Raw genomic sequence first — 26,605 nt, 5'->3', positions numbered from 1 at the left:
AATGGAAACGATACACGCCTGCTTGGCCCATGCGGAAGCACTTTCTACTAGTGTGAGTTGCGTGGCTGATAGTTTGAAAAACCTCGTTCCAAGGCTCGGCAAGCGTGGCCCGCACCGGGTGCTCACCGGCGATCTGAATTTCGCTGGCATCCCGGGCCGCGTGTACACCCCTGCCGAGGGCAAGGGCATCCCGGGCATCGCCTTCGGGCACGACTGGCGGGTGGGCGTAAAGGCTTACCACGCGACGTTGCGGCACCTTGCGAGCTGGGGTTTCGCCGTGGCCGCTCCCGATACGGAGCGCGGCGTGCTGCCGAACCACCGTGGCTTCGCCTCCGACCTGGAGACCTCCCTGCAGATCCTGGCTGGCGTGAAGCTGGGTCAGGGCCACGTGACGGTGCACCCGTCGAAGCTGTACCTGGCTGGTCACGGCATGGGCGCGGCGGCAGCGGTGCTGGCAGCAACGGCCCGCGAGTACGTCAAGGACAGCTTTGATTCTTATGGGGACAAGCCGACCCTGGCTGGTGTGATGGCTGTGTACCCGGCTGATGCGAACCCGAGCCCGTACGATGCCGCGCAGCACGTGGACGCCCCGGGCCTTGTGCTCTCCCCTGGTGGTATTCACGCCGCCCCGTCCGGTAACCCGGAGCGCCTTGCCGCGAACTGGCAGGGCGAGGTTGTGTACCGCCGGATGGATAAGGCTTCGCAGGCTGGTTTCCACGAGAATTACGGCCGCCGCCTAGTGATGGGCTCTGGGCTGCCGGAGTTCGCCGCGCAGGAGACGGTGCGTGGCCTGATGACTGGTTTCGTGCTGGCGGATGAGTCCCGGAAGTACGAGGCTTTCCGCGACCCTCGCGCGGAGCTGAAGGACACGAGCGTGAAGGATCAGCTGGAGCTGTACCGCGAGCTGCCGGAGAACATCGACGTTGAGGAAGCGCTGAGCAACATCCGGCTGGGCTAGCTGGTTGCTGGGCGGGGCGGGAGCGTTTCGGTTTCCCGATGATGCTGGAGCGGTGGAGTAAGTTCCACTGGACTCTTATCCCCACACGTCCAGTTCTAATAGCCCTGTCTCCTCCAGCGGCTTTAAGCCATCGTCAAGGCTGCGCAGCCGAGCGTACAACTTCCGCAATGAAGAACGGTCCGGCAGCTCTTCTTTTCCAACGGCATTTTTCAGAACCGTCACCGTACTTATGAGCGCCAGACTGCCGACCGAGGATCCGTTCGCCCGTAGTCTTTGGAGGCGGCGCGCCTCCTGATTCGCTATCCGGCGTCCCCCTCCGTCATCGATCAGGACGATAACGTCGTTCCCCTGTTCAGCAGCGACGACGGCATGCGCGATGACCATGAGCTCCCCCAGGTCACGGCTATGACGTTTACGCTCTGTCAGTGGCAGCCCCGTCAGTCGACTAACCACCACGCTGAGCTCGGGGGTTACGTCATCGGAAAGCGTCTGCAGCAACCGATCGGGGAGCTTGGCCATCACCCTATTCGCAGCCGAAAACCTGGGATCTTGAGTCGCCTTACGTGTGATTTCTTCTCTCACCACTTCAGGAACCGCGAGTGGGCCCAGCGTCGCGAATAGTAAACGCTCTTTATTGGTGGAGAAGAAGTTAATGCCCGGCCCGGCATCCATGATTGGCCGATGTTTCATCGGGCCCCCTCCCCCTCCTATTCCAAATCACTGAGATCCACGTTCACTGGTGGCAAGTGCTGAATCTCAAATTCATCCTCGGGCTGCGGCTTCGGCGCAATTCCTGCTTCGGCAAACTCAGCAAGTAGCTCCGCCTCAGGGATACCGCGCAGCGTGGCAATTGATTGGGCGCTCACCACGCCTTCGATATACCCCCTGGTGGCGCGAGCTAAAAGTTTCTGCGGCGCTCGGATTCGGTCTGCCTCCTCCTGGAGGCCAAGATAATAGTCACGCCAACCGTATTTCGTCGCCAGCGTACCGGTGGAGATCTGCTGCCACTTTTCCGTTAAATCAGAATTGATATAACCCGTGTCCCGGAGCGCAATAGCAGCGATCGCTGGCGACACGAGGTAACGCTGCACAACCCGCGAAAGCGTCACCTCCGAGATAGGCTCCTCAACCCCCAACCACGCCTTGAGGCCCTCTTGAGGGATCAACAGGTGCCGGGCGAAGGCATCTGCGCGGACCTCCTCAGCTGGGCGGCGGGAGCCCCAATTACTTGCACGGATCTGCGGATCTTCAAGGTAATCCTTGAAGATTACGTGCCCCAGTTCGTGCGCAAGAGTGCTGCGCTGCCGCATCGGATGACGCGTGCGGGCCACACCTATGAGGATGTGCTCACGCGCCGGATCAAACATGGTCAGCCCGTGTTCGTCTGCTTCCGCCTCAACAACCGCGACGTCGTACCCCGTGAATCGTTCGACGATCCCGACCAGGTCTCCGAGTGGTTGCACACCCAGCCCATGGGCAGTGCGAAATTCTTGGGCTGCCTTTTTCGCTTGTGTCTCGTTCGAGCTGTTCATAGGACCTTCGCGATCGCTTGATCGTCCAGGTAGGCATCCAGCTCCATAAAGTGGAGCAACCTCTGGCGCATGACGTCCATCTTGGCGCCATTGGTGCTGCGCGCTGCGCACACGACACGTTTCGCAACCCCTTCACCCGTGAGCTGCGCAACGGTGCAGCCAGTTGCATCGGCGATGCGAATTAGCTCCGGCATCTTCACGTTCCGCTCCCCCTTGAGTATGCGATGCACCGTTGACTGTGAAAGTCCAGTACGTGCGGCCAGGTCACGCTGCGAGAGGCCTGCAGAGCTAAGAGCGCTCTCAATTGCCGAAATCATTTCACTCACCCCCGAACTGTGAATCACTTTTAGATTCTTGATTCAAGCCTATCGCAACGCCGACCACAAGACAATAGGTCGAGCCAGACACCCGTAGCTCCGATCACCAGCAGTCTGGGGCAATAAATTAACGGCAAGTTCGCCCAAGGGCTTGACCCTGACGCTGCGTCAGACAGCACAATGAGGTTCATGGCTACAGAAGACACTCTCTACACCGTCGGAGAGGTAGCCGAGACCCTGAAGGTCACAGTGCGCACTCTGCACCACTGGGAAAGCCAGGGCCTCGTGACACCGACCGAAAGAAGCTGGTCTAACTACCGCCTCTACACCCCTGAGGATGTGGAGCGAATCCAGCACATCCTGATTTACCGAGTCACTGGGATGAAGCTCGCTGAGATCAAGAAGCTGCTCGCCGGCGAATCCTCCGCTATCGAGCACCTGCGCAGGCAGCGTGAAAGCCTGATCGATCAGCGCGCTCACCTCACGGACATGCTCACCGCCATCGACGAACTATTGGAGAAGGAAATGACAAACAACAAGCCAGACCTCAACGAGATCGGCCGCATCATCGGCAACGCGAACTTCGCGGAGCACCAGGCCGAGGCCAAAGAACGATACGAAGGTACCGACGACTGGCAGATCAGCCAGCAGCGCACCAGCAACTGGGGCGCGCAGGACTGGGCCGCTCACAAGGAAAAGTTCGACGCTGTGGACGCCCGTCTCGCCGCAGCGGTGGCCAATGGTGTCGCCGCGGATAGCGACGAGGCCGCCCAGCTGGTTGCAGAACACCGCGAGGTGTTAAGCGAGTTCTTCCCGGTCAGCTATGCAAAGCACTACCTGATCTCCCGCGGCTACATCACCGACCCGCGGTTCACGGAGTACTACGAGCGCCAGCAGGAGGGCCTGGCGCAGTGGCTCGCCAACGCGATTGAGCATGTCGCCGCTGCACATGGCGTAGACCTCGAGAACCCGGAATGGGTATAAGCGAAAGATAGAAAGCCACCACAAAGAACATGTGGCGTTAACCCCGGGGCACGCTTTGAGCGTCACCGTCCCTCGCTTGCAGCCGCTTTCCTCCCAGCGAGGGCAAGTCGGCGCCGAGGCGTCCTAGACTTGGGGCACTATGCTTTTCGACGACCTCCCGCGTGACGACGCCCGCATCACCCCTGGCGTCGTGCATCTTCCGGGCTGGCTCGAGCTTGGGCAGCAGGCCGCGGTCGTCTCCCAGCTCCGCGAGATCGCCCGTGAGCTGGCGGGCACCCCGTTGAGCATGAGTCGTCCGCAGCTGAAAAGCGGCCGCATGCAGGTATTCATGCTGCACCTGGGCCGCATGTGGGTGACCGAACCGACGTACCGCTACGTCACCCACGTCGCAGGGCATCGCGTACCCCAAGTGCCGGAGAACCTCGCGGAGATCGCTAGGCAGGCATTGGCCAGCGCCGCGCGCTACGACGCCCCGTTGTCCGCCTGGGCAGACACCTTCCGACCCGACATGGCGCTGGTCAACTACTACCCGCCCGGCGCGACCATGGGCATGCACCAGGACCGCAACGAGAACTCGCTGGCACCGGTCGTCTCGCTGTCCATCGGTGATGAGGCCCTGTTCCGCATCGGGAGCACCGAGACTCGCAATCAACCGTGGGATGAAGTGACCCTGATCAGCGGCGACGTCATCGTCTTCGGCGGACCGAAGCGCCTGGCTTTCCACGGCGTCCCCCAGACCAGGCCCGAGACCCTGCCCGACGGATGCGGGCTCAAGGAAGGCCGGATCAACATCACCTTCAGGCAGTTGGATGACCGCTAGCTGGTTCTATGAAAAACCCGCTTGGTGCCCCTAGTCGAAGAGGTTCGAGGGCACGCACCAGCCGGCCCGCTTAATGTCGCGCTCTGCCAGGCCCGGGCCGGGATGACCGACCCCCGCCCGGTTGCTCGCGGGCTCGTCACTATCCACGCCCGTGGCGCCGGCTGCCCGGTCCGCGGCCTCTCGGCCACCGGCGGTGCTGGCGTCGAAGCCCCCGTGAGCGCTCTTGCCATCCTGCCCCGCCTGGGCTTGGCGTTCCACAAGCTTCTCCAGGGTATCCCGGTGCTGGGACATCTCACGCTCGAAGGCCGTCGCTGCCTCATCCATGCGGGCGAGGAACTCCCCCATGATCGCCTCGTACTTATCGCGGTCTACCACTGCCCGCTCCTTTCAATCCCCACCTCATAGGTCCGTTCCAGGGTGATCCCGGTAGTCGCGGGCTTCACCGCGGGTGAGCCTCCGGGCTCAGCATTCACCCCACCGATCGCCCCATCGCCGGAAGCATGGAAAGCCTGCTCTGCCTGGGCGGTGCCCGCGCCCTCGGCCAGCCAGATATCCGGGCTCCAGGCCGCCACCTCGGCAGGCTCGACGTCCTGCGGCAGCGCCCCGGAGGTCTCCAGTTCGACGACGGCCCCGTCGTCACCCGACTGCACATCGCCACCGTAGGTCGTGGTTCCGCCTGCATCGTCGTTCGCAGCACCATCCTGGCCCGAACCTGCCACGTCACCCTCCGGGCCCGGCGCTTCCTGGGGCTGCGGCTCCGCGACCAGCGCAGCCTCGCCCCCTCGACCATCATGTTCCGGTGAGTCCGTGCCGAGAGCCGGCGTGGCGTCCTGCCCCTCCGAGCTAACCTCGCCACCCTGCTCTGGCTGCTCACCGTGGCCACCGCCGACGTCCTGTCCGTTCACCGCCTCCAGCACCGCCGGATCGGTGGTGCTGAGCTGGACCTCCCCTTCACCGCCGGCCACCGCCGCTTCGCAATCCGCGACCAGCTGATCAGCCGCCTCGCCAAGCGCCTTGTTGCGGCGTTCCAGCTGCTCGCACACCGCGCGCTGGGCTGAATCCCCCATCGCCTTCAGCAGCTCCGGCGGGCACTCCGGCAACGCGATGCGGAACTGCTCCACCTGGTCCTCAAAGCGGGAAACGATCCGCTCCACCTCCGCGGCCGTGTGCTCACAGAGGTTGCCGATGAGATCCGCGGCGCCCCGGCCGGACTCCGCAACATGCACCAAACCCTGGTCATACTGCTGCTGCGCGGCACACGCCTGGGCCAGCTGCACACCACCGCAGCCCTCAAGATCCTTCGGGTCCGCCTGGAGTACCGGCGGTGGCGTCCGGAACAGAAGATGGGCGGCGGACTGCAGGGCATCCGGGTCCAGGCCGCGGGTGAATCCGGCGGCGGACTCCGCGGGCCCCACCGGGACGCCGTAACTGGCCAGCTGCTTGATGGCGCGCTCCACGCGCTGCTGTTGCTTCATCGGAGCACCTCAGCGATGGCGCCCGCCGCGCTGTGATCGGCGTCCTCGGCGTCCCGGGCCAGTGTGGCGGCTGCCCGCGCCTCCGCTGCGACCTGCTCAGACTGGCGTTGCCGCAGCTCATGCAGCTGCGCGAGCACACGCTCGATGCGGTGCCCCTGCGCGCTCAAGCCCTCCCCGAACGCGCTGGCTGCGATGTCTGGCCGCTGACCTGCCAAAAGTTGCGACCAAGACTGCTGGTGGCGCCCCAGCAGCTCCGCGTATTCGATCAGCTTCTGCGGCTCCACCGCAAGCGACTTCGACCCCTCAGACACGTCCCCCGCGCCCCCTTCGCGCATCGCGCCCAACGCCTACCGGTCGTGGCCGGCACCGGGCAGCAAAAAACCTTCCGCCCTATTAGACAACGCCACGGGGCGAAAGGTTCCCGAAAATCCGAAATCCGCGGGACTTCGTGGGCACGTGGCGCGAACCCCAGGCCCGGATGCAACGCCTATGCGCGCAGACTGAGCCCCAGGCCCGCGCCCGGCTACACCTCGGCGACGACTGCCGCCAGCTGGCCGGCGATCTTGCGCGCCGTCGCGGAATCCGCGGCCTCCACCATCACGCGGAACAGCTCCTCGGTGCCCGACGGGCGCAGCAGCACCCGGCCGGTCTCGCCGAGCTCCTCCTCCGCCTTCGCGATGGCCTGCTTCACCCGCGCGTCACCGGCGATCGCAGCCTTGTTGGACACCGGCACGTTAATCAGCGTCTGCGGCAACACCTGCATCGCGGACGCCAGCTCCGCCAGCGTCTTCCCCGTCGTCGCCATCCGGGCCATCAGGAACAGCCCCGTGAGCAGTCCGTCTCCGGTCGTGCCGTGCTCCGGGATCACGATGTGGCCGGACTGCTCGCCGCCCAGGGAGTAATCCCCGGCGCGCAGGTCCTCCACCACATAACGGTCGCCCACCTGCGTCTGCCGCAGTGTGATGCCGTTGCGCTCCATCGCCAGCTTCAGCCCGAGGTTGGACATCACCGTCGCGACCAGCGTGTTGCGCTTCAGCTCACCGCCGTCCTTCATCGACAGTGCGAGGACGGCCATGATCTGGTCCCCATCAACGACGTTGCCCTGCGCGTCCACGGCGAGGCAGCGGTCGGCGTCGCCGTCGTGCGCCAGGCCCAGGTCCGCACCATGCTCGACGACAGCCTTCTGCAGCTGGTCAATGTGCGTGGAACCAACACCGTCGTTGATGTTGTAGCCATTCGGCTTATTCGACACGGCGACGACCTCCGCGCCCGCGGCCTCGTAGGCCATCGGGGCGGCCTGGTATGCCGCGCCGTGGGCGCAGTCCACCACGACCTTGATGCCGTCCAGGCGGGTGTGCACCGCCTGCTGCAGGTGGTGCAGGTAGCGGTCCAGCGCGCTGTGGGACTGGTCGAAAACCCGGCCGATGGCCGCACCGGTGGGGCCTTCCTCCGGCAGCTTGCCCATCTCCTGCTCGATCTCGTCCTCGATCCAGTCCTCGAGCTTGCGCCCACCGATGGCGAAGAACTTGATGCCGTTATCCGGCATGGGGTTGTGGCTCGCGGAGACCATAACCCCCATGTCGGAGCCATAATCATCGGTCAGGAACGCAACCGCCGGGGTGGGCAGCACGCCCACGTCCAGCACGTCCACGCCCTGCGAAGCCAAGCCCGCGGACAGGGCGGCAGTCAGCATCTCCCCGGACACGCGCGGGTCCCGGCCGATGATCGCGGTCGGGCGGCGGTCGGTGGACTTCTTTTCCGTCAGTACCCGGGCCGCCGCCGCGCCCAGCCGCATAGCCAGCGGGGCAGTCAGCTTCTCATTTGCAAGGCCACGAACACCGTCGGTTCCGAACAATCTTCCCATGGCTCAATAGCTTACAAGAGGGCTGCGACACCACCGGGTTGCGGCGCGAGCGGGTGCGGTGGCGCACCAAAGGGCGGGCCCTAACCAGCAGGGACGTCCCCGTCGAAAGCTAAGCGGAAGGGACGGACGTCATCGTCCACGCTGTGGGGACGAGCGCCACCGCCTGCTACCAGCGGCGATCTGCCTGGTCGAAGAACTCCCGCTCGTAGACCGCCGCGTTGAGATACGCGGACGTCGCCGCCTCCCGCTCCTCCTCGCTCGCCGCCTCGAAAGCCGCCTCGGTGCGCTGGATCGCCTCCCGCGCCCCGGAGAGGAACTCCTCGTCAGCGTAAGTATCCAGCCAGGCCTTAAACGGGTGGGCGTCGTGATTCGCCCGCGTCAGCTCCAGCCCGATCTCCGCGTACAGCCAGAAGCACGGCAGCACCCCGGCGACCCCGCACACATACGGCTCCACGGCGGCCGTCGCGACCAGGAAGTTCGTGTACGCGAGCGTGACCGGGGACGGCGCCACCGGATTCGCGGACGCGTCCTCGATCCCACGGCCCTTCAGCCAGGAACGGTGCAGCTCTGCCTCGCCCTCGATGCAGCCGGCCGCGGAGTTCGCCCACATCACCTGGCCCGCGGAATCCGGCGCCTTGGTGGACAGCTCCGCCAGCGCGCGCGAGTAGCGGTTCAGGTACAGGGCGTCCTGGGCGAGGTAGAAGTTGAAATCCTCCTCCGGCAGTCGCCCGGAAGCCAGCCCACGGATGAACGGCAGCTCCATGATCTCCTGCCACACCTGGCCCGTCAGCTCCCACAGACGGCGGGTGTGCGGCCCCGCCGGTTCCAGGTGCGGGGTCGGGGCGGCGGCGTAGCCCTGACCTTCCGGCAGCTCGCCACGCAGGTGCGGCCAGATCTCGCTGCTCGCGACCTGCTCCAGCCGGCGGGAACGGTGGCTATGGTCGACGGGGCCGAAGCCGGTGCCGTCGCCGACCTGCAGCTTCTCACCGTTCTCGATCGCCTCGTGCAGCCAGCGGGTCGACCAGCGCAGCGCGGTCCCGGCGTCCTCGCCGAGCCCCATGCGGGTGGCCAGCGCCGAGGAGAGGCTGCAGCCGGTGCCGTGGGTATTGCGCGTATCGATGCGGTAGGTCGGCACCCGGTCCACCCGCCCGTCCGGGTATACGACGGCGTTGTCCGCGCGCTCCCCGCTGAGGTGGCCGCCCTTGACGATGACGATGGTGTCGTTCTCCCTGGCGAGCGGCTGGGCCTGGGCGACGGCGGCGTCGTAGTCGGTGGCGGCGTCCTTCCCCGTCAGGACAGCGAGCTCGGGGACGTTCGGGGTGATGACGTCCACGTCCGCAACCAGGCCGCGCACCGCGTCCTCCGCGTCCTCCTCCAGCAGGCGGTGACCAGAGCTGGAGACCATGACCGGGTCGAGGACGACGACGGGCGCGGGGTTGTCGCGCAGCGCCTCGCGGACGAGGGCGACGGTCGCGGCGTCGCCGAGCATGCCGATCTTGATGGCGTCGACGGTGACGTCCCCGAAGACCGAGTCGAACTGCTTACGGACGAAGTCGTGGTCGATCTCCTCGATGGCCTGCACGCCGTGGGTGTTCTGGGACACCAGGGCGGTGATGACGGACATGCCGTAGCCACCGGCCGCGGCGATGGACTTCAGGTCCGCGGTCTGGCCCGCGCCGCCTGAGGGGTCGGTGCCCGCGATGGACAGCACGCGCGGGATCGCGGGGGTTGGGTTGGCGTTGGCAGTGTTCGCGGTCGCGTCGCCGCTGGTACCGGGCTGGTTGGACAGTGTGGAGTGGTGCATAGTGCGAGCATCCCTTCGCTAGTACGAACTAGATCAGGTTCTTAGGGTGTGTTCTCAGCGGCCTCGACGGCTGGTGGCAATTATCTGCCACCTGCGCATTCGCGCGGATTGCGCGCGGTCGGGGCCGCACCCCTTGCGTTATTTTTGACCTGTGGCTCCACAGCCTAGCAACTGCAGTGCTGGGGTTGGCGTGAGGCCAGCCCCGCAGCTGGGGTCGGCCCGTTTCAGCACCCAGGGCGGCTCGCGCACCTTGACTCGCCTGCACCTGGGCCGGATCCCGCGCATGCACCCGTACTCCCGCCCCAGGAACGCCGAAACCCCCGCCCGGCCGAAACAGCCGATGCGGGGGTTTGGGGCGGTAAAACCGGTGAAGGTTTAGCGCTTGGAGTACTGCGGCGCACGACGTGCACCGTGCAGACCTGCCTTCTTACGCTCGACAGCACGAGCGTCGCGGGTCAGGAAGCCAGCCTTCTTCAGCTGGGTGCGCTCCTCCGGGTTGTACTTGTTCAGGGCGCGGGCGATAGCCAGACGCATCGCACCAGCCTGGCCGGACGGGCCGCCGCCGGTCAGGGTTGCCTGGATGTCGAACTGGTTCTCGCGCTCCAGCAGGACCAGCGGGTCCTTGATGAGCTGCTCGTGGAGCTTGTTCGGGAAGTAGTCCTCCAGTGCGCGGCCGTTGCAGGTGATCTGGCCGGAGCCCTCAACCATGCGGACGCGGACGATGGCGCGCTTACGGCGACCAACGGTCTGGATCGGGCCCTCGTACAGCGGAGCAGCCGGTGCGGCCTCTTCGGCCTCCTGGCCCTCAACGCTGAGGGAGTCACCGATGGATGCCACGAACTCCTCGTTGGCAGCGTCGGTGGAGGTGTACTGTGCGGCCTCGTTCTCGAAGGCCTCGGTGTTGTCGAAGTTCTCAGCCATTACTGTGCCACCTGCTTGATCTCGTAGGTCTCTGGCTTCTGAGCAGCGTACGGGTGCTCGGAGCCGGCGAAGACGCGAAGCTTCTTAACGGAAGCGTTGGACAGCTTGTTCTGCGGCATCATGCCACGGACAGCCTCTTCGATGACGCGCTCTGGGTTCAGCTCCAGGGAACGGCCCAGGGTCATGGACTTCAGGCCACCTGGGTAGCCAGAGTGGCGGTAGCGCATCTCGCGGTCACGCTTGTTGGAGGAGATGTGAACCTTGTCGGCGTTGATAATGATGACGTTGTCGCCGCAGTCAACGTTCGGCGCGAAGGTCGGCTTGCCCTTGCCGCGCAGCAGGTCAGCTGCGGTGACGGCCAGGCGACCCAGCACCACGTCAGTGGCGTCGATGACGTACCACTTACGGGTAATGTCACCGCTCTTCGGGTGGAAAGTAGTCACGTTGGACTCCTGTAGGTCGAATCGGAACTGCCAGCCAGAGCTGCGCTCGAGCGCGGTGAATGTACTGCTCGGGGGCAGTTTCTTCCGCTGCTCAAGGATCCTCGGCGGCCGGTGGAGACCCGAGGACACGTTATGCAACCTTTAACACCCTAGCTATCCGCAGCTCATACGCCAAATTTTAGGACGTCGCTACGCCCGCCTCCTGGCTCGCCGGCGGAGCGCTTCACGACCGCGCGCGGTGCGATGCGGAGGAAGGCTGGGCACGGCGACGTCCTCCTCTTGAACGACCCTTGCCCGGGAAAACGGTGGCGTCCTGTCCCTTGCCCACGCGCTCTTCACTGCACCCCCACACACGGCAACACCCCGCAGGGACAGTTCCCCACGGGGTGCGTGCGCAGCCGGTTCAGGCTTCCAAGCGCTTCGGCCGGTTCAGCTGATCGGGCTGGTGTGGTCAGTTACGCCGCCCGCTACGCCCAGCTGCGGGCCGCCGAGGTGTTGATCTGGCTCATGCGATCGTTGGCCTGGCGGACCGTCACGCTGATCTGGCCGAGCACCTCGTTGAGCTCAGCGGCCGCGCGGTCCCAGCGCAGCTGCGCCTGCTGGTAAGCCTCCGAGGATTCGCCCTCCCAGTCCGCAACCAGTGGCTGCAGCTGCTGCTTGAGGTCCTCCAGATTGCCGTTGATCCGCCCCCGGGTCTGGTTAATATCGTCGGCTGTCTGCGCGATCATGCCGAAGTTGTACTTGATCATTGTTCTCAAATCCCCCCTGGATTTTCTCTGTGCGGTGCGGCCTCTGTTGCGGAAGCGGCCGCATCAATCGCTGGTTTAGCGGAATGCCTGCATGTTCTCGAGCTCGGTGTCGTCGAAGGAACGCGCGTTGGCCCGGATGTTCTCAGAGATGCTGTTCAGCGCCTCGCTGAGCTCCCGGGCGCTGGTGTTCCACCGCTCCATCAGGTTCTGGAATGCCCCCTGCGCCTGGCCGCGCCACACGCCCGAGGTTTCCGCGACGATGCCCTGCAGCCGGGACAGCTCCCCCTGGATGCTGGCGTTGACCTGGTCAACGTTGCTGGCCGCCCCGGTCATCGTTGCGACATCTGTCCTAAAACTCATGTTCCCTCCCCATGTTTTCGCGAACCGGTTATCGGTCCGTCAGAAGTATTAGACAACTAATGGGCCCGAAAGGTTCCCGGTTTCCCAAAAAATCCTTCAAATTCCTCGCCCTGCCTACCCGCTCCCCAGCGTTCCCCACCCCACTCTTCCTGCGTTCCGGCCCATCCCTCTCCTCCCCACCCCCCGCGTTCCGGCCTATCCCTCTACTCCCTGCCCTTGCGTTCCTGTGCCCCGCGCTCCCCTCGCGTTCCCCACCCCGCACCCCCAGCACGTTTTGCAGAGTTTGATGCCGCTTTTGGCCCGATTTCCGGCATCAAACTCTGCAAAACACACGGGGTGGAGCGCAAAACACACGGGATAGAGCACAAACACACGGGGTCGGAGTGCAACGAACACGGGGTCGGGCGAAACGCAGGGGTCGGAGTGCAACGAACACGGGGTCGGGCGAAACGCAGGGGTCGGAGTGCAACGCCCACGGAGGCAGAGTCCAATACACAACGCGGGAACGGGGCCGGGATGCCCCAAAACGCCACGGGCCGGTCACTGGTCTTTTTAGGACGTCGGGCTAAACTGCAGGTCATGACGCCTTCCCCGCCCCTGGATGCGCCAACGGCAGCCCCCGCCACACCCCTGCGGACGAGCATCGCCGAGTTCCTCGTGGATCGCCCTGCCGGCGCGGACGAGGACGTCCACATGTGCACCGCGATCGTGGACCACGTGATCCGTGCATATTCTGCGCCGGGCGACCTGGTTTTTGATCCCTTCGCGGGCTTCGGAACCACACTCATCCGTGCCGTGCGGCTCGACCGGCGGGCCGGAGGCATCGAACTGCTGCCGGAACGAGTGGCTCAAATTCGCGCCGCCGCACCGGGGGCGAGCGTGGTCGCAGGAGACGCGCGCCGGATCCTGCCGATGTTGGCGTCGTCGTCAGAACATCGGCAAGAAAACGAGCCGCGACCAGTAGTGGACCTGGTGCTCACTTCCCCGCCGTACATGGCCGCGACGGAGGGCGAGGCCGATCCGCTGGAGGCTTACGAGTGCGGCGGCGGAGACTATCGGCGTTACCTCGCGGAGCTGGGCGGAGTGGCGGCCGAGTGCGCGCGGCTGGTGGTTCCCGGTGGGCACGTGGTGTGGAACGTGGGCGATATTCGCCACGCGGGGGCGCTGACCCCACTGATCGCGGACTGCGCCGAGTTGCTGGCAGAGCACCTAGAGCAGGTGGCCGTAGTGGAGATCGAATGGGATGAGTATCCGCACGACATCATCCGCGACGCGCTGCTCGTCTTCCGGCGCAAGGCGTAGGTGGCTGCCGGGGCTGGCTGGAGGAGGCGGAGCTGCCTGGTGTGGTGGAGCTGAGGTCACCGGGCGGGCTGGACTGCGGGGTTGAGCTTCATAGCCGGGCCGCACGCTGGTGGGCGCGCCCTAGCTACTTGAACTCGTACTCCAGCTTCGCCTCGGGATCGATGGCGTGAACGATGCCGCCGTAGAAGTTCTTGGTCTGGTCCTTCAGCAGGCCCAGGTTGAGCCGGATGTGCTCCTGGCGCTTCTCCTTGTTCAGCACCTCGTTGATAGCCTCGGCGTTATCGATGTTGGCCGTCGCGAAGCTCAAAACCTGCCCGTGCTGGTGCACGGTTTTGAACTCTGGGTCAGAAAAGCCAATGAACTTAAAAGGCGGAATGGTGAGCTTGAAGTGACCAGGTTCGGTCTCCTCGATTTTCACAGCTTTGCCGTCAATTCCTAGCTTGGCCGTGAACTTGTACTGCAGGATGTTGAGCTTCTGGCTTCCCGGAACGCCCCACTTAAAGAGCTTCGCGCTGTTCTGCGTGGTGTGCAGCCCTTGGGTGGCAGTGGAGAGCAGCACGATCTCCTCACGACGCTCGACCGCGTGAATAACCTCTGAGTTACTCTGCTCGGTGACGGTTTCCACAGGCGTTCCGAGGTTGCTTGACTTCCCCCACAGGAAGCCACCGCCCAGAAGGACGAGGACCAGGAAAAACGCAGCGAGCGCGGACAGAAGCTTCTTCGTCATAATTCGCTAATCTTATATTGTTTTTGCGCGAAAACCGATCCGGGAGGGGGATCGCCCTCCCCCGGGGAAACAGCGGAGTTAAAAGGGGAAGAACTGGTCTGTGCTCGGCACGCGGAGGCCGGCTTCCGCCGCGGTGAGCTGGCGCAGTTCTGGCGGGCTGAGTTCGTCGAGGGCGCGGATGTAGTCCGGGACGATGGCCCGCGGCAGGCGCAGCCCCATCGTCAGGTGCGGGATCCAACGCGGGCCGCGCCCCTCCGGGTTTGCGGTGCTGATCGCGCGCGCCGCGGCTTCGAGCTCGTCGCTGGTTTCCAGCAGCCATGCGACGGTCTGCTTGCGCCGGGTTCCGAACACGACCGTGCCCATCCGCTGCAGGGTCGCGGGCATCAGTGGTGCGAGGAGTTCTTCGGCCAGGTCCACGACGGGCTGTTCCATGCGCGGGGCGAAGGTGATGGTGATGTGCGGGGTCTGGTGTTGGGTGGGAAAGCCCCGCTGCTCGAGTGCGGCGAAGATCTCCCGGACCTGCGCTTCTTGTTCTTCCGCGAGGTGCAGCAGGATGTTTTCCGGGGACGCCACCGCGTTCACCTCCGCTCTTCCCAGCCGTTCCTGTGGTGCTGTCACTAAGCACCGCTTCTGCCTGCACCCTACCGAAGCGGCTGCGCACCCCGAAGCGGCCCTGGCGTGGCCTCGGCCCGGCACTGACTCGGCAATGGCATCGTTCCGGCGTGGCGAGATGGTCGAGGCGGAACGGACGCACACACCTCACCCGCCTGGCGCGGGCGCCTCACCCGCCTGGCGCGGGCGCCTCATCCCGGCGTGCCGCGCTCGCCTCACCCCGGCGGACACCTCTCCCCGCCGGGTGCGGTGGAAAGGGCGCCGGCGCCGCAGCGCTTACTTCTCCGGCCGGGCCGAGTCCACCACCTGCTCACAGACCCGCGAACGCACCGGGTTGGGTTCCCGGTATTGGCAGCCGATGGACACCTGGTGGCCATCCACGAGCCGGACGTACCAGAGCGTTTCGGAGTCCGGGTACTTCTCCCGGTAGCTAACCGGGGATTCACTGGCGACCTTCGTGCCCGGCGCGTCCCGCAGCGCTTTAAGCACGGCTTTGTCCAGTTCGGCCTGGCTCTTCAGTGGTGCGGGTTTAGCGGCGAGCAGTACGCGCATTCCGGCGTCCTTCTCAGACTGGTAGGTCTCCCGCTGCGGGGTGGCTGCGGCGAGGTTCCATCCCTTCGGCCAGTCCGCTGTCACGGGGACGTCGGCACGGTCGGCGGCGCGGTGGTCGGCATCTTTGCCGTTGATCTTCGGGTCCTGCATGCCCGGCCGGTTCGGTGGCGGGGTGAATGGTGGCGGGGTCTCTGGCTGGCGGTTTCGGTCCGAATCCCCCTCCCCGGCATCTTCCCCGCCGGCGCTCTCCCCGGCACCTGGCTCGACCTGCCCGGCCTGCCCGGCGGAAGCGTCACCGCCTTCGGCGTTCGCGACCGCCTGAGTGTCCTCCCCGGCACCACCGGCAGCGTCCAGCGCGAGCCCGGCGGCCATTGCTCCAGCCACGATGATGATCGCGACGAAGGCCGCAGCCACCGGGCTGGCTCCCAGCGGGAGTTTCCGCGGTGCCGCCGCACCCGCTCCCCCACGGTTTACTGCGGGCCGAGTTGGCCCAGCCTTGTCCCGCGAGCCCGAAAGGTCCCAGGACAGAACCCGGTTGGGTGTCGCCCGCGGCTCTTCTTCGGAAGGCACGCCCGGCGCGGGCGCTCCCTGCCCGAGTGCTTCCGCGTGCGTAAGCTTCCCGGCATCCGCGCCACTTCCGGCGACACCCGTGGCCCCGGCGCCCGCCCTCATCGGCTCTTCCGGGCTCAGCGCCAATAGCTCCTGTTGTGCGACCGCGAGGCTGCTGGCCAGGTTCATCGCGTACTGGGTGTCCACCACCCGCGCCCGGAATCCCGCCGCGCGCAGGTAGGTGGCGATTGGGGCAGCCTGCCCACCCGTGACCAGCACGTCCGGCTCGGACTCACCCACTCCATAGGGGAAGTGGTCCCGCGGGATACCGGAGTCCAGCCCCGCTGCGTGCGGACTATTCATCCGCTGCTGCATTACTTGGGTGACCAGTTCGGTGAGGTCGTCCAGCTCCTGCAGGTCAATCCCGCTGCCGCGGAACGCGAGTGTGCTGGCTGTATCGGGCCCGGTGATAGGAGGCATCGTGAGACTGAACCCGGTGAGCAGGTCCGTGACCTGGTCACCGTGGACCAGCAACCCCGACTCATAGCGGGCAACGGCCTCCGCGAGCAGCCCCATCGCTGGGATCGGGGGTTTGGTTGCACTCGGATTCATCACTCTTCCTCCTTCCCGGACGCACCCGTGGCGCCGGTTCCGGTTTGTTCACAAGCTTCAACTGGTTTTGACGATGCACCGACCTCCGCTTCTGCGACCTGGACCAGCCAGGATTCCGCGTGGACGTACACGCCGCGGCCGGGTTGGCGTCGGCACAGTTTCTGGCCCGCGATCGGACCGTCCTCACGCGGCGCGGAGAGCAGCAACCACGCGCTGTGGTCGCGCATCGCCTGCATGAGTGGCTGGAAGGCCGAGCGGGCGAACTGCCCCGAACGCCGGGCAAGCACCAGGTGCAGGCCAATGTCCGCCGCGTAGGGCAGCAACGGCACCAGCGCGTCGAGGCCTGGGTCGTTATCCGAATCGTCCACGATGAGGAACAGCTCCGGCCCGGACCACCAGGAACGGTCCCGGAGTTGCTCGACGGAGACGTCCTTCGGCACGCGGGACTGCAGCACCTCGACCCATTCGGCAAGGCGCTGGCGGAACTGCTCCGCGCCCAGGTAACCGGGGCTGCCGAGCAGGCCGCGCCGGGTGTCCGTGGCCAACACTTCCGCGCGACCTTCGGGCAGCTGGTTGATGCTGGCGGCCACCGTGCGCAGCGCACTAGTCGCGCCTGCCCCGGCTTGGCCGATGACGACCAGGTGCGGGAACTCTCCGCTGTCCCAAGCCACCGCATCCAGGCGGGGTCCACCGAGAGCGAAGGGCACCACCGGGGCTTGTGTACCGATCTCGGCTGTACCTGCTGCTGCCTCCCCGGCTGAGTCTACTCCAGCTGAGTCCACCCCCGTTGAGTCCACCGCAGCGTGCCTGCCGGCCGGAGCTGTGCCCGCGCCAAAACCGCTGGCACCGGCATCCGCGCCCGGCGCGGATCCACACCCCGGCACGCCGTCCAACAGCTCCGCCAGCCCGATCCGGTCCGGCAGGACCCGCATCGCAACATCCTTCTCGCCCCGGGCCACGCTGACTTTGCGCACGTGCTCCACATCTTGGGCAGCGCAGAACGCCACCTGGATGTGCTTGCCGTTGTGCGACACGCCCCGCCCCGGCACGTCCGGCAGGGACTTCTGCGCCTCCCGGAACTCGGCATCCAGCGCGGTCATCTTCATCTCCACGTGTCCGGTCAGCACGTCACGCAGCGAGGGCCGGAAGTTCCAGCGCAGCGCGGTGACCACCACGTGCAGGCCGCGTTCCAGCCCACTGGTGGCGAGCTGGATGAGCCGCTGCTCCTCCTCCCCAATCGCGGTGAGCTGGTCCAGCCCGTCCACGATCAGCACGCGTGGCCCTTCCACCAGGTCCACCTCGTCCAGCAGGCGCCCCGCGTGCTCCGGGCCGACCACCGCCGCGACCTGCGGCAATCGCGCCAGATCGCGCAGCGAACCACCGGGGTCGAAAATATAGATCGGCACGCCCGGGCTGCTCAGCCCGAGTGCGAGCACGAGCGCACGCACCGCCATCGTCTTGCCCGTCCGTGGTTGGCCGACGATCGCCCAGTGCCGCCGGTTCAGGTCCATCCGGTAGGTCCGCTGCACCCCTTCGAACGGCAGGTCTTCCAGCCCGATCGCCGCCGTCAGCGGTTCCATCTTTACCGACGACGCCGCTGCCGTACCCGCTGCGGCCGCCGTCCCGGAGTTCCCGGCGCTCCCTTCCGGCGTGCCAGCACCCGCGTCCGCCAGCACCTCGTGGGCTGGAAGCATCGTGGGTAGTGGTGGCAGCCAGATCGGGTTCTTATTCGGCCCCTGCAGCCGGTCGACCACCAGCTGCAGGGTGGTGGTCGTGGACTCCACCTCGCTGCCGAGCTCCTGGATCAACCGCTGGTCACGTGGCAGCTCCGGGCCAGACACATAGGCACTGTGGAAACGCACCGTATCGTGGGCCGAAAGGATCGCCGCACCCGGGTTGGCTGGCAGCTCGAAGGCCGCGGTGGAGCCGATCAGCGCCCGCGACTCCGCGGCTGAGAAGGTCCGCAGCGCGATCCGGTAGCTCAGGTGGGATTCCAGGCCGCGCAGCCTCCCCTCCTCGAAACGCTGGCTGGCCAGCAGAAGGTGCATCCGCAGGCTGCGCCCCAGCCGCCCGATCGCGGCGAAAACCTCCGCGAATTCCGGCCGGTTCTGCAGCAGCTCAGAAAACTCATCCACGACGATGAACAGCGCCGGCATCTGACCCGGAAAGGCCTCGTTGAACTCCAGGGCCGTGGACATGCCAGCCGCCCGCAGCCGCTCCTGCCGCCGGTGCATCTCACCGAGCAGCGAGTCCTGCATGCGATCCACCAGCCCGGCTTCATCCACCAGGTTGGTGATCACCGCGGAGGTGTGTGGCAGCTTGTCCAAGCCCAGGAAGGCGGCGCCACCCTTGAAGTCCACGAGGATGAAGTTCAGCTCCTCCGGGCTGTGGTTGTGCGCGAAGCTGACCACCACGGATTTCAGCAGTTCCGATTTACCCGAGCCCGTCGCCCCGATGCACAGGCCGTGTGGACCAATCCCGCCCAGCGCGGATTCCTTGATGTCCAGGTACACCGGCGCGCCAGAGAACCCAATCGGGGCGCGCAGGTCCCCGCCCGGCAGCTCTAGCAAGCTCGTCCCCGAAGTCACCTGGGAGCGCGCCCGGCACACCATCGCCAGCTCCACGTCGCTGAGCTGGTCCGCCAAGCCGAAGGGCGCCCAACCATCAACGGTCCACGCGCTCATCGCGAAGCCTTCCTCAGCCCCCGCGACGTGCAAGTACAACCCCTGGCTCTGCGCGGCATCCACCCACTCGCTGCTGGGCTCCACCACCACCGAGTTCAACGTCACCGGGTCCGCGCCCGTGCAGAAGTTCACCCGCACCGACCCATCATGGGGCAGCCACTGATCATGCGGCCCGCGCACGCCGACGTCCTCCGGGGGCTGGGCGACCAGCTGCGCCTGCATCGCACGCGCCAACCCCGCCGCACCGTCGCCAACGATCGCGATATACGGGAATGCGCGCACGTCCACCGCCACCGGCGCCTCGATCGTCGCGGTGCGCAGCGCCAGGTCACGCAGGCTCATCGCGCTCACCGGCTCCAGGTCCTCCGGCGGGGCGTTGACCGGGATCTCCAGCGGATCATCCGGCGCCTGCATCGCAACACCGATGCGCACCACCCCAGGTGCCGCGCTCGGCAACTCGCCGGCATGGATGTGATTCCACAGCGTGCCCGGGTGCGGATGCTCCCGGTTCATACGAACCAGCTGCTCGCGCCGGGCTTTCTTGACCGAATCGGACAGCGCGTCCAGGTGCCGGTGGAACCCCCTACGGACCTCGTTGACGTCCGTACCGGACTGGAACATCATCGCCATCGAACCCAACATCATCAGCGGAAAGATGAACGTCATGGGCGAACGCCCCGCCCCGGACATCACCATCGCCGCGACCATCCCCAGTACCGCGACCAGCATGATCGCGGGCATGAGAATGCGGACGAAGGGCTGTTTTTCCTTCGGCAAAGTTGGTGGTGATTGCGCTTTCACCGCGGTTTCCCCCTCGTGTTGAACCCCTCAACCGGCCACTCGCGCCCCTGCCCCCGCAGGTTGCTGGCACTCCCCCTACCCCGTGTGCCCAGCGCGAATGCGCCGCACGAGGTAGCTCAATGGCCGTGTGCGCCTAAACATAGACCCCGGTGGAGACATCGCGTGGCGAAATCCCCCAATTTGCCACCCCCGTGTCCGCCCCACCCGCTATTGTTCTGTTCAGTCCCGGCTGGAGTACACGGGTCGGGGCGAATTATTGGGGGACAATTCGAGGGGGATTTTTTGATTGCCATCAGCATTTCTGTGCCCAGCACGGGCAAGGTGATTAACGCCGCGGTGGCGGATCACGTGCCGGTCGCTGAGCTCATTCCGCATCTCGTGGACCCGGAGCCGGGCCAGTTGTGGGAGCTGCGCCGCGCGGTCGGGGTGGTCGCGCCGGAGCAGTCGCTCGCAGAAGCCGGGATCCACGCGGGCGAGGCCTTGGCTTTACACTGCCGCAAGCCCGCCGAGCCGCCCGCCCCGCCGTTGGAGGCGGCGGATGAGTTATCCGGGGACGTCGGCACCAATTACGCGGCGTGGATCGTGGCTGCTGCCGTGGTGTTGCTCGCCTTCCGCGCGAGCCCGTTGTGGCATCCGTTGGATTTCCACGGTGCCGCTCATTTTGGTTTTCAGGACGCCGCCACAGGCGGTGGGGTCGACCTGGCGGTGTTGTTGCCGTTGGTGTTTGGAGCCTTCGCTGCGGTGGCGGTGGCCGCACTGAGCCTGCTTGATCGACGGTTTGTCCCCGTGGCAGCGGCCTTGGGTTTCGCCGCGGGGTTGAACGTGAACGTGCTGGTTGGCTGCGTGGTCGCTGCGCTGTTGGTGTGGCGGCCGGGGCCGGTACGGGTGGGCACGATCGCGACTGCGGTGCTGGCAGCCATCAACTTCTGGCCGCCGATCACTGCGCTGGCAGCGGTGGTGCTGCTGATCTATTCCGGCCAGTTGGCGCTGGCCATCGCGAAGGTCGTGATCCCGCGCGTGCCGGCCGCTGGCGTGTTCCGCGATCCGGTGGCCAACGAGGCCGGCCCGGTGGTGCAGGTGCATTCTGCCCTGGTGGCGGCAGCGTGCGCGTGGTTGTTCGCCGCCGTCGTGCAGCTGCTGCCGTGGGGTGGGCCCACCCCGTCGCTGTGGACGGTGCTGCTGGTGGTGACGCTGGTCGTGGCCGCACTCTCTGCCCGCGGCACGCGCCCCTTCCACGCCAATGCGCTGGCCGTGATGGCGGGTTGTTCGATCGTGTGGCTGGGCCATCAGGTGCCGTGGGGTGTGCTCGCGCTGGTGTTGGTCGCCCTGCCATTGGCGCAGATCTCCTCGCCCCGGGTGGGCCGAATCATCGACGCCCTGGAGTCCGTGGCCTTCTGCGCCGCCGTACCGCTGGCGCTGCATGGTGCGGGCGTGTTTGAGCTGATCAGGGGGCTCGGATGACTCCCCCACCAGCAGCTCCCGCACGTGGGAACATCAACCTCAACTGCCAGGAACAGGCACGCGACCCGGACCTTCACCTGCCAGCACCGGCATATCCACACGACCTCGCCACCGGCCACGGCAGCACCATCATCGTGGTGGACACGGGCGTGGCTCTGCCGGGGGCGACCGGGGAACGGGACTCGTGCATTCTGCACGGCACCGCAGTGGCCACGACCGCCGCGCAGGCCGCGCCAGGAGCGCATATCCATAGCCTCCGGCACGCCGCTAGGCCCGACGCGGTGGAGGGCACTGTCGCGGAGCTGGTCACGGCCCTCGAACAGGCACGGAAGGTCAAGGCCAAACACAAGATCGTCAACGTCTCGATGGTTACCTGCGAACCCGCCCCCGCATTGGAGAAGGCGGTGCGCGAGCTCGTCGCCGACAACGCACTGGTCGTCGCCCCCATCGGAAACATGGGGCAGTGCGACGCCGGCACTGCGACGTTCCCAGCCTCCCTGCCAGGGGTGCTGTCCGTCGGGGCTGTGGAGGGCGACACCACGATAGGCGCTGGTGGGGCCGGGTCTACCGGAGGCTCCACGGCGGCAAGCACCGCAGGAGGTGGTGGTTCGCCCGGCGAGCAACCCGCACCAGCCGTCCTAAACAGCGGCCGAGTCCCCGCCGCCTATGGGCTAGCTGGGGTACCCGCGGATATCTACGCGCCGGGAGGCCCGGTGGTCGCGCAGGTGGGCGATGGCCCGCCAGTGGTGGGATCGCCGGAGCCCTTCATCGGCACGAGTTTCGCCGCACCCGTGGTCAGCGGGGTGGCTGCGATGGTCTGGCAGCTCCGCCCGGAACTCACTGCCGCAGAGGTGACAGGCCTGCTACGGGAGACCGCGCAACCAGGTGGTGCTGTCGACGGTGTAGAGGGACTGCAGACCGCTCGGGTCGTGGATCCTTCGGCTGCCCTAAGCCTGGCTCGCGAGCAGCAACGGGAACGCGCGGCGGACCAGGATCAATCTGGAGACGCTGCAGTGGAGCACGCCCATGCAGGCCGTCCCGGCAACCCTCATGCCAACGGCCCCGGCAGCGAAGCCGGGGCCCACGACGCGGCCACATCCGGTGCCTTCGATGCACCCGTCGACCTCGCGGACAACGCTGTGGCTGAGGTCCCGGTGGCGGTCACCGCCGCGCCCGTCGCCGACCAGGTGACGGACTACCGGGTGCCGTTGGTGCTCTCCGCAGTGTTGGCGGTGGCCCTAGTGCTCGTGCTCGTCGCCCGGGCATTCGCTTCGGAGAGCACCCCGCCTTCCGGCAGCCCGGAGATCACCCGCCAGGGCACCTGAGTGTGCTCGGTGAAGCCGAGGGCCGTGAGGTCCTCGGCTTTGCCGACCGTGAAGCGGGTGCCGGTGGCATCGATGAGGAAGAAGCCGCGCTCGGTGAGCAGCGCACTCGTGCCCGCAGGTCCTGCGTAAGCCGCCCGGGGATCCGGCGCCGGGCCCTCCTCCTTGTCACCAGCCCCAGCCCTGGCTCCGGACCCGTCACCAGAACCGCCGGAGTCCCCGGCACCCTCACCCTCGCCGTCACCAGCCGGCTCCGCAAGGCCCTTCTCCCCCAGGCAGCTGTGCTCCGGGTGCGCCCAGGAAACCTCCCGGTCCGGCACATTCGGCAGCAGATCAACCGTCGGCTGAGCCATGACCGCCCCCAGGTCCGCATCAAAGCTCCCGCCCGGGGCCAAGGCCTCCACGTACTCCCGGCGCGGGCCGGTCACTTCCGACACCCCGCCACGGCCAACCAGGAATGCCCGGTCACCGGCGTGCGCTACCGTCCCCGCCCGGTGGAAGGGCTTCTTCAACCCGGAGAGCCCCCGCGGGATCAAGCTATCGCCCTGCTCGTCAAAGCGATTGAGCAGCTCCGGGGCCATCGAAATCTCCACCGCCCCGAGGGCACGCGCGGCCCCACCTTCAGCGAGGCTGCGCTTGGTCCCGTCGATCAGCCACACCGCCTTGCCGGAGCGCACCACGCCCCGCTGGTAGCTCTCCACCTCCCCAACGGCCCTCACCTGCAGCGTATCCGGTTTTCCCGCGGCCTCCGAGGTATCGCACACCAGCCACTGCTGCACCGGCGCGGGGTTCAGCCCCGGCACGTGCCCAATGCCCACCGCTGGCCCCATCGGCGCTCCCCCATTGCCTTCCTGGATCAGCGCGGCGGTGGAGTTCTTCACCTCCACCGGCTGGCGCAGCATCAACCGGGCGCTCGCCACGTTGCTCACCGGGTGGAAACCGTCCTCCAGGCGGACATGCAGGCTGCCCTGCTCGTCGGCGACGAGGGCGACGTCGTCAATGGACGGGGCCGGCCGCAACAGCGAAAGCATCACCGCACCACCCGCGATCAGCGCGCTCACGAGAAACCCGACCCCGATACTGCGGCGTTGGGCGCGTAGCGGGTCGTGGGCCATGCGCGGATCGCCGATGACCAGCGCGAGCTCCAGCCGCCGGAGAAGAAAACGGTAGCCCGATACTTGCAGACTTGTGGTGCGCACGATGTCCCCCTGAATTCTGTGCGTTGTTTCTCACGTGCGTGGCCTGCGTTCCTTCCGCAATGGCCGCACTGCTACCCTCCCCCGAGGGCGATTTCTTCAATCTAATGCGCGCGTGGGTGCGCTGTGACAGAATTCGGGAGAATCAACAAGGGATGTGGGGCATCCCGGGGGATACGCAGGGGGAATTCGCATGCTTGTAGTGCATGTTTTGCTCATCGGGATCGTTGCCGCGTTGGCTGCCGCGGGTGGTTGGTGGCTCTGGAGCGCCCGGGTTCGGCCGGAGGATCAGACGCGGCAGGTGTGGCGGATCGCTCCTGCTCCGCACGACTTTTTCCACGCCCCGGAGCCGGTCACCGTGGGTGTTTCGCGCCTGGTCGCGGGCATGGGTGCGCCGGGCTCCGAGGGGTCGGGGGACGACGCCGACGCCACCCACCCCAACACCGTTTCTCACGCTCCGTCTTCTTCCATTGGGGACGTCAGCACGAGCGCCAGCGCCGTGACTATCTCGCCGCTGCTGGTACACCAGCAGGATCTCGGCGGGGAGCTGCCCGCCCTGCTCACGGGGAACGTGGGCGCGACCTTCGCCTCGATCCCGGTGGCGTTCAGCGGACGGGTGCCGTTCGCGGCTGCCGGCTCCGGGGTGGTGGCCTGGCCGGTCGATGATGCCGCCCCGCCCATCGCTGCAGGATCCGGGGCCGGTGTGCCACCCTTCAACAAAGGCAGCGGTTCCAGCGACTCCGATGCACAGCAGGAGTTCACTGACCCGGGCCCGACGTTTCGGGCGCTGCCTGCTCCCGGTTGGTTGCTGGGGCTGAGCTCCGCGGGTAATCCGGTGCAGGTGCAGCTCGTGCCGGGATCGACCGTGCTGCTGCATGGGGCTGGTTCCGCCGAGCGTCTGCTGGAGCGCCTGCCCGCCGATCTTCCCTGGGTTCAGGTGCTGCGCGCAGAGCTTCCCAGTACCCCGAGCGCCGAAGTAAAGAGCACAAACACGCAGCTGCCCACCGGCACTGCGCAATCGGTCAAGGACTCCACCGACCTCGGCTCCCGCTGGCGCGAGGCGTGGTCACCGACCGTCTGCCGCGTGGTGCTGGTCTCCTCCACCGAAGAAGCAACCCGCCACGGCATCATCGCGGATCTGGTGATTGATTCCCGCGGTACTGTGAGCCACCGCGGGCATGAGGTCCGCTTCGATCCGATGCATCTACCAAACACCAGTGCGCTCGAGCACGCGGAAGCTCCCTAGAAAACGAGCCTCCTGTGTCGCCCACAGCAATACAATCCGCTAACCACGAACAATCTTGGATTCATTGTCCGGAGGGCACTCCCAGCCCACGGGGCTAGGCATGCCTAGCTCATCCACAGCCCGGGCCCACAGCCCGGGGCCTACAGGCCATACCCAGCCCCCTACAGCTCCCGCACCGCCCGGGTCTCCGCAGCACGCGCCGCCAACTCAGAGGCGTCCGGGTAGTCAACACCCACGAGATTCAGCCCCTCCGCCGGTGCGACAGGCACCTGCGAGCTGCGCTCATCCAGCTCCAGCAGCTCGGCCGTGAAACCCTCCGGGCGCTTGCCCTCCCCCACCGTCAGGCACGCCCCCACGATGGAACGCACCATCGACCAGCAAAACGCATCCGCCACCACGTGCGCCTCATAGGTCTGCGGCTCGGCGGGCGTGGACACATCCTTCCAGGTGAACTCCTGCAGCTCACGGATCGTCGTCGCCCCCTCGCGCGCCTTGCAGTAAGCAGCGAAGTTATTCAGCCCCACCAGCGCATCCGCCGCGATCTGCACCTTCTCCAGATCAACCGGCCGGCGCCACCGCGCGGTATCCCGCACCCGCCGTGGCAGCGGCCCACCCGGGGCCGTGCACACCCGGTACACGTAGTGGCGCCGCAAAGCGGAGAATCGGGCGTCGAAGCCCTCCGGGGCAGCCACTGCCGCGTTCAGGCGAATATCCTCCGGCAGCATCCGGGAAAGCCGGCGCACCAGGTCCTCGGGCCGCGCCAGGCTCCGATGCGTGAACGCCTCCGCCGGGATATCCGCGTGGCAGACCTGCCCATCGGCGTGCACGCCCGCGTCCGTCCGCCCCGCCACAGTCAGCTCCACGGGCGTGCGGCACACCAGGGTTAGCTTCTCCTCCAGCACGCCCTGCACGGTCCGCAAGCCGCCCTTCTGCGCGGCCCAGCCGTGGAAGTCCGTCCCGTCGTAGGAGACGTCCATCCGCACGCGCACGGTCTCCCCGGCACCGTCCCCACCAGCGGCGTCCCCGACGACGTCGCCCACCGCGCCCTTAACGGCGACGTCGCTGTCCGCCCCCGTCAGCGCCGTCCCGATCCCGGTTGTCGCGCCCCCCGCTGCCCCAGATTCCGTTGAACTCATGTCCCCAAATCTACCCGGCACCACCCGTGCCCCCGAAACCCCTTCATGCCCAGCCAGGCCCCTGCCACCCAGCCCCCTCCAGCCCAGCCAGGCCCGCATCACCCCAGCCAGGCCACGGCCACCGAAACCCCGGCCAGCCCAGCCGCGTGCCCTAGCAATAGCAAAAGCCGGGCACCAC

The 26,605-nt window shown here is 66.6% G+C and carries 24 protein-coding genes, 1 pseudogene and 1 riboswitch; of the genes and pseudogenes, 7 read left to right on the top strand and 18 right to left on the bottom strand.

What is annotated here, in order from left to right:
- Window position 1: 1 nt before the first annotated feature.
- A complete protein-coding gene (locus CU_RS01945; RefSeq protein WP_012359640.1) occupies window positions 2-958 on the top strand; it encodes a hypothetical protein in 957 nt (318 codons plus the stop codon).
- 75 nt (window positions 959-1,033) lie between these two features.
- On the opposite strand, the gene CU_RS01940 is transcribed toward CU_RS01945, so the two are convergent.
- From CU_RS01940 to CU_RS01930, 3 genes are read right to left on the bottom strand one after another with little or no spacing between them, the layout of a single operon-like run.
- The gene (locus CU_RS01940) at window positions 1,034-1,648 is read right to left on the bottom strand and encodes a PIN domain-containing protein (RefSeq protein ID WP_012359639.1); all 615 of its coding nucleotides are present in this window, start codon (window positions 1,646-1,648) and stop codon (window positions 1,034-1,036) included.
- A gap of 17 nt (window positions 1,649-1,665) precedes the next feature.
- Window positions 1,666-2,490 (bottom strand): ImmA/IrrE family metallo-endopeptidase, encoded by an 825-nt coding sequence (locus CU_RS01935; RefSeq protein WP_012359638.1) that lies wholly within the window; start codon window positions 2,488-2,490, stop codon window positions 1,666-1,668.
- Entirely contained in the window at window positions 2,487-2,807 is a 321-nt protein-coding gene (locus CU_RS01930) for a helix-turn-helix domain-containing protein (protein ID WP_041628456.1), read from the bottom strand. The genes CU_RS01935 and CU_RS01930 overlap by 4 nt, the downstream gene beginning before the upstream one ends.
- Before the next feature lie 189 nt (window positions 2,808-2,996).
- Between CU_RS01930 and CU_RS01925 the strand changes: the two genes are divergently transcribed.
- Together CU_RS01925 and CU_RS01920 are read left to right on the top strand one after the other, a co-directional pair.
- Entirely contained in the window at window positions 2,997-3,791 is a 795-nt protein-coding gene (locus tag CU_RS01925) for a MerR family transcriptional regulator (RefSeq protein ID WP_231837719.1), read from the top strand.
- A gap of 139 nt (window positions 3,792-3,930) precedes the next feature.
- Window positions 3,931-4,611: an alpha-ketoglutarate-dependent dioxygenase AlkB family protein gene (locus tag CU_RS01920; RefSeq protein WP_012359635.1), complete on the top strand. Its 681-nt coding sequence runs from the start codon at window positions 3,931-3,933 to the stop codon at window positions 4,609-4,611.
- A 30-nt stretch (window positions 4,612-4,641) separates the two neighbouring features.
- On the opposite strand, the gene CU_RS01915 is transcribed toward CU_RS01920, so the two are convergent.
- The 9 genes from CU_RS01915 to CU_RS01875 all read right to left on the bottom strand — a co-directional run bounded on the left by CU_RS01915 (window position 4,642) and on the right by CU_RS01875 (window position 12,227).
- Window positions 4,642-4,986, bottom strand: coding sequence for a hypothetical protein (locus tag CU_RS01915; protein WP_012359634.1), 345 nt, complete (start codon window positions 4,984-4,986; stop codon window positions 4,642-4,644).
- Window positions 4,980-6,086 (bottom strand): hypothetical protein, encoded by a 1,107-nt coding sequence (locus tag CU_RS01910; RefSeq protein WP_012359633.1) that lies wholly within the window; start codon window positions 6,084-6,086, stop codon window positions 4,980-4,982. Before CU_RS01910 ends, CU_RS01915 begins: the two co-directional genes overlap by 7 nt.
- Window positions 6,083-6,397, bottom strand: coding sequence for a hypothetical protein (locus CU_RS01905; protein WP_231837718.1), 315 nt, complete (start codon window positions 6,395-6,397; stop codon window positions 6,083-6,085). The genes CU_RS01910 and CU_RS01905 overlap by 4 nt, the downstream gene beginning before the upstream one ends.
- A gap of 212 nt (window positions 6,398-6,609) precedes the next feature.
- Entirely contained in the window at window positions 6,610-7,950 is a 1,341-nt protein-coding gene (glmM, locus tag CU_RS01900; RefSeq protein ID WP_012359631.1) for a phosphoglucosamine mutase, read from the bottom strand.
- 166 nt (window positions 7,951-8,116) lie between these two features.
- Window positions 8,117-9,754: a bifunctional hydroxymethylpyrimidine kinase/phosphomethylpyrimidine kinase gene (locus CU_RS01895; protein WP_012359630.1), complete on the bottom strand. Its 1,638-nt coding sequence runs from the start codon at window positions 9,752-9,754 to the stop codon at window positions 8,117-8,119.
- Window positions 9,748-9,898: riboswitch (TPP riboswitch) on the bottom strand. It overlaps the preceding gene by 7 nt.
- Before the next feature lie 231 nt (window positions 9,899-10,129).
- Window positions 10,130-10,675, bottom strand: a complete 546-nt coding sequence (gene rpsI, locus CU_RS01890; RefSeq protein WP_012359629.1) for a 30S ribosomal protein S9 — start codon at window positions 10,673-10,675, stop codon at window positions 10,130-10,132.
- The gene (gene rplM, locus CU_RS01885) at window positions 10,675-11,118 is read right to left on the bottom strand and encodes a 50S ribosomal protein L13 (RefSeq protein WP_015381272.1); all 444 of its coding nucleotides are present in this window, start codon (window positions 11,116-11,118) and stop codon (window positions 10,675-10,677) included. Before rplM ends, rpsI begins: the two co-directional genes overlap by 1 nt.
- 467 nt (window positions 11,119-11,585) lie before the next feature.
- The gene (locus CU_RS01880; RefSeq protein ID WP_012359627.1) at window positions 11,586-11,867 is read right to left on the bottom strand and encodes a WXG100 family type VII secretion target; all 282 of its coding nucleotides are present in this window, start codon (window positions 11,865-11,867) and stop codon (window positions 11,586-11,588) included.
- A gap of 75 nt (window positions 11,868-11,942) precedes the next feature.
- A complete protein-coding gene (locus CU_RS01875; RefSeq protein WP_012359626.1) occupies window positions 11,943-12,227 on the bottom strand; it encodes a WXG100 family type VII secretion target in 285 nt (94 codons plus the stop codon).
- A 579-nt stretch (window positions 12,228-12,806) separates the two neighbouring features.
- Here CU_RS01875 and CU_RS01870 point away from each other — a divergent pair.
- Window positions 12,807-13,529, top strand: a complete 723-nt coding sequence (locus CU_RS01870) for a DNA methyltransferase (RefSeq protein ID WP_231837717.1) — start codon at window positions 12,807-12,809, stop codon at window positions 13,527-13,529.
- A 124-nt stretch (window positions 13,530-13,653) separates the two neighbouring features.
- Here the strand turns inward: CU_RS01870 and CU_RS01865 are convergent, their stop codons facing one another.
- From CU_RS01865 to CU_RS01850, 4 genes are all read right to left on the bottom strand, one after another.
- Window positions 13,654-14,256: a hypothetical protein gene (locus tag CU_RS01865; protein ID WP_012359624.1), complete on the bottom strand. Its 603-nt coding sequence runs from the start codon at window positions 14,254-14,256 to the stop codon at window positions 13,654-13,656.
- Window positions 14,257-14,334: 78 nt separating this feature from the next.
- The gene (locus tag CU_RS01860; RefSeq protein ID WP_050816659.1) at window positions 14,335-14,829 is read right to left on the bottom strand and encodes a 2'-5' RNA ligase family protein; all 495 of its coding nucleotides are present in this window, start codon (window positions 14,827-14,829) and stop codon (window positions 14,335-14,337) included.
- A 315-nt stretch (window positions 14,830-15,144) separates the two neighbouring features.
- Window positions 15,145-16,581, bottom strand: a complete 1,437-nt coding sequence (locus CU_RS01855; protein WP_012359622.1) for a type VII secretion-associated protein — start codon at window positions 16,579-16,581, stop codon at window positions 15,145-15,147.
- The gene (locus tag CU_RS01850; RefSeq protein WP_012359621.1) at window positions 16,581-20,066 is read right to left on the bottom strand and encodes an FtsK/SpoIIIE domain-containing protein; all 3,486 of its coding nucleotides are present in this window, start codon (window positions 20,064-20,066) and stop codon (window positions 16,581-16,583) included. The genes CU_RS01855 and CU_RS01850 overlap by 1 nt, the downstream gene beginning before the upstream one ends.
- Before the next feature lie 282 nt (window positions 20,067-20,348).
- Here CU_RS01850 and CU_RS01845 point away from each other — a divergent pair, with 282 nt between their 5' ends.
- Both CU_RS01845 and CU_RS10885 read left to right on the top strand, forming a co-directional pair.
- Complete coding sequence (locus CU_RS01845; RefSeq protein WP_041628455.1) at window positions 20,349-21,527, top strand: EsaB/YukD family protein; 1,179 nt, start codon at window positions 20,349-20,351, stop codon at window positions 21,525-21,527.
- Window positions 21,524-22,402, top strand: a pseudogene (locus CU_RS10885) (S8/S53 family peptidase); the annotation flags it as partial. The gene CU_RS01845 and the pseudogene CU_RS10885, both read left to right, overlap by 4 nt.
- 320 nt (window positions 22,403-22,722) lie before the next feature.
- On the opposite strand, the gene eccB reads toward CU_RS10885, so the two are convergent.
- Window positions 22,723-24,048, bottom strand: a complete 1,326-nt coding sequence (gene eccB, locus CU_RS01840; RefSeq protein ID WP_012359618.1) for a type VII secretion protein EccB — start codon at window positions 24,046-24,048, stop codon at window positions 22,723-22,725.
- A gap of 190 nt (window positions 24,049-24,238) precedes the next feature.
- On the opposite strand from eccB, the gene CU_RS01835 reads away from it, so the two are divergent.
- Entirely contained in the window at window positions 24,239-25,291 is a 1,053-nt protein-coding gene (locus CU_RS01835; protein ID WP_012359617.1) for a hypothetical protein, read from the top strand.
- A 161-nt stretch (window positions 25,292-25,452) separates the two neighbouring features.
- Here the strand turns inward: CU_RS01835 and truA are convergent, their stop codons facing one another.
- Window positions 25,453-26,427: a tRNA pseudouridine(38-40) synthase TruA gene (truA, locus tag CU_RS01830; protein ID WP_012359616.1), complete on the bottom strand. Its 975-nt coding sequence runs from the start codon at window positions 26,425-26,427 to the stop codon at window positions 25,453-25,455.
- Window positions 26,428-26,605 lie beyond the last annotated feature (178 nt).

The sequence above is a fragment of the Corynebacterium urealyticum DSM 7109 genome, from assembly GCF_000069945.1.
Classification (GTDB): domain Bacteria; phylum Actinomycetota; class Actinomycetes; order Mycobacteriales; family Mycobacteriaceae; genus Corynebacterium; species Corynebacterium urealyticum.
This window is presented reverse-complemented; position numbering and strand designations above follow the sequence as displayed.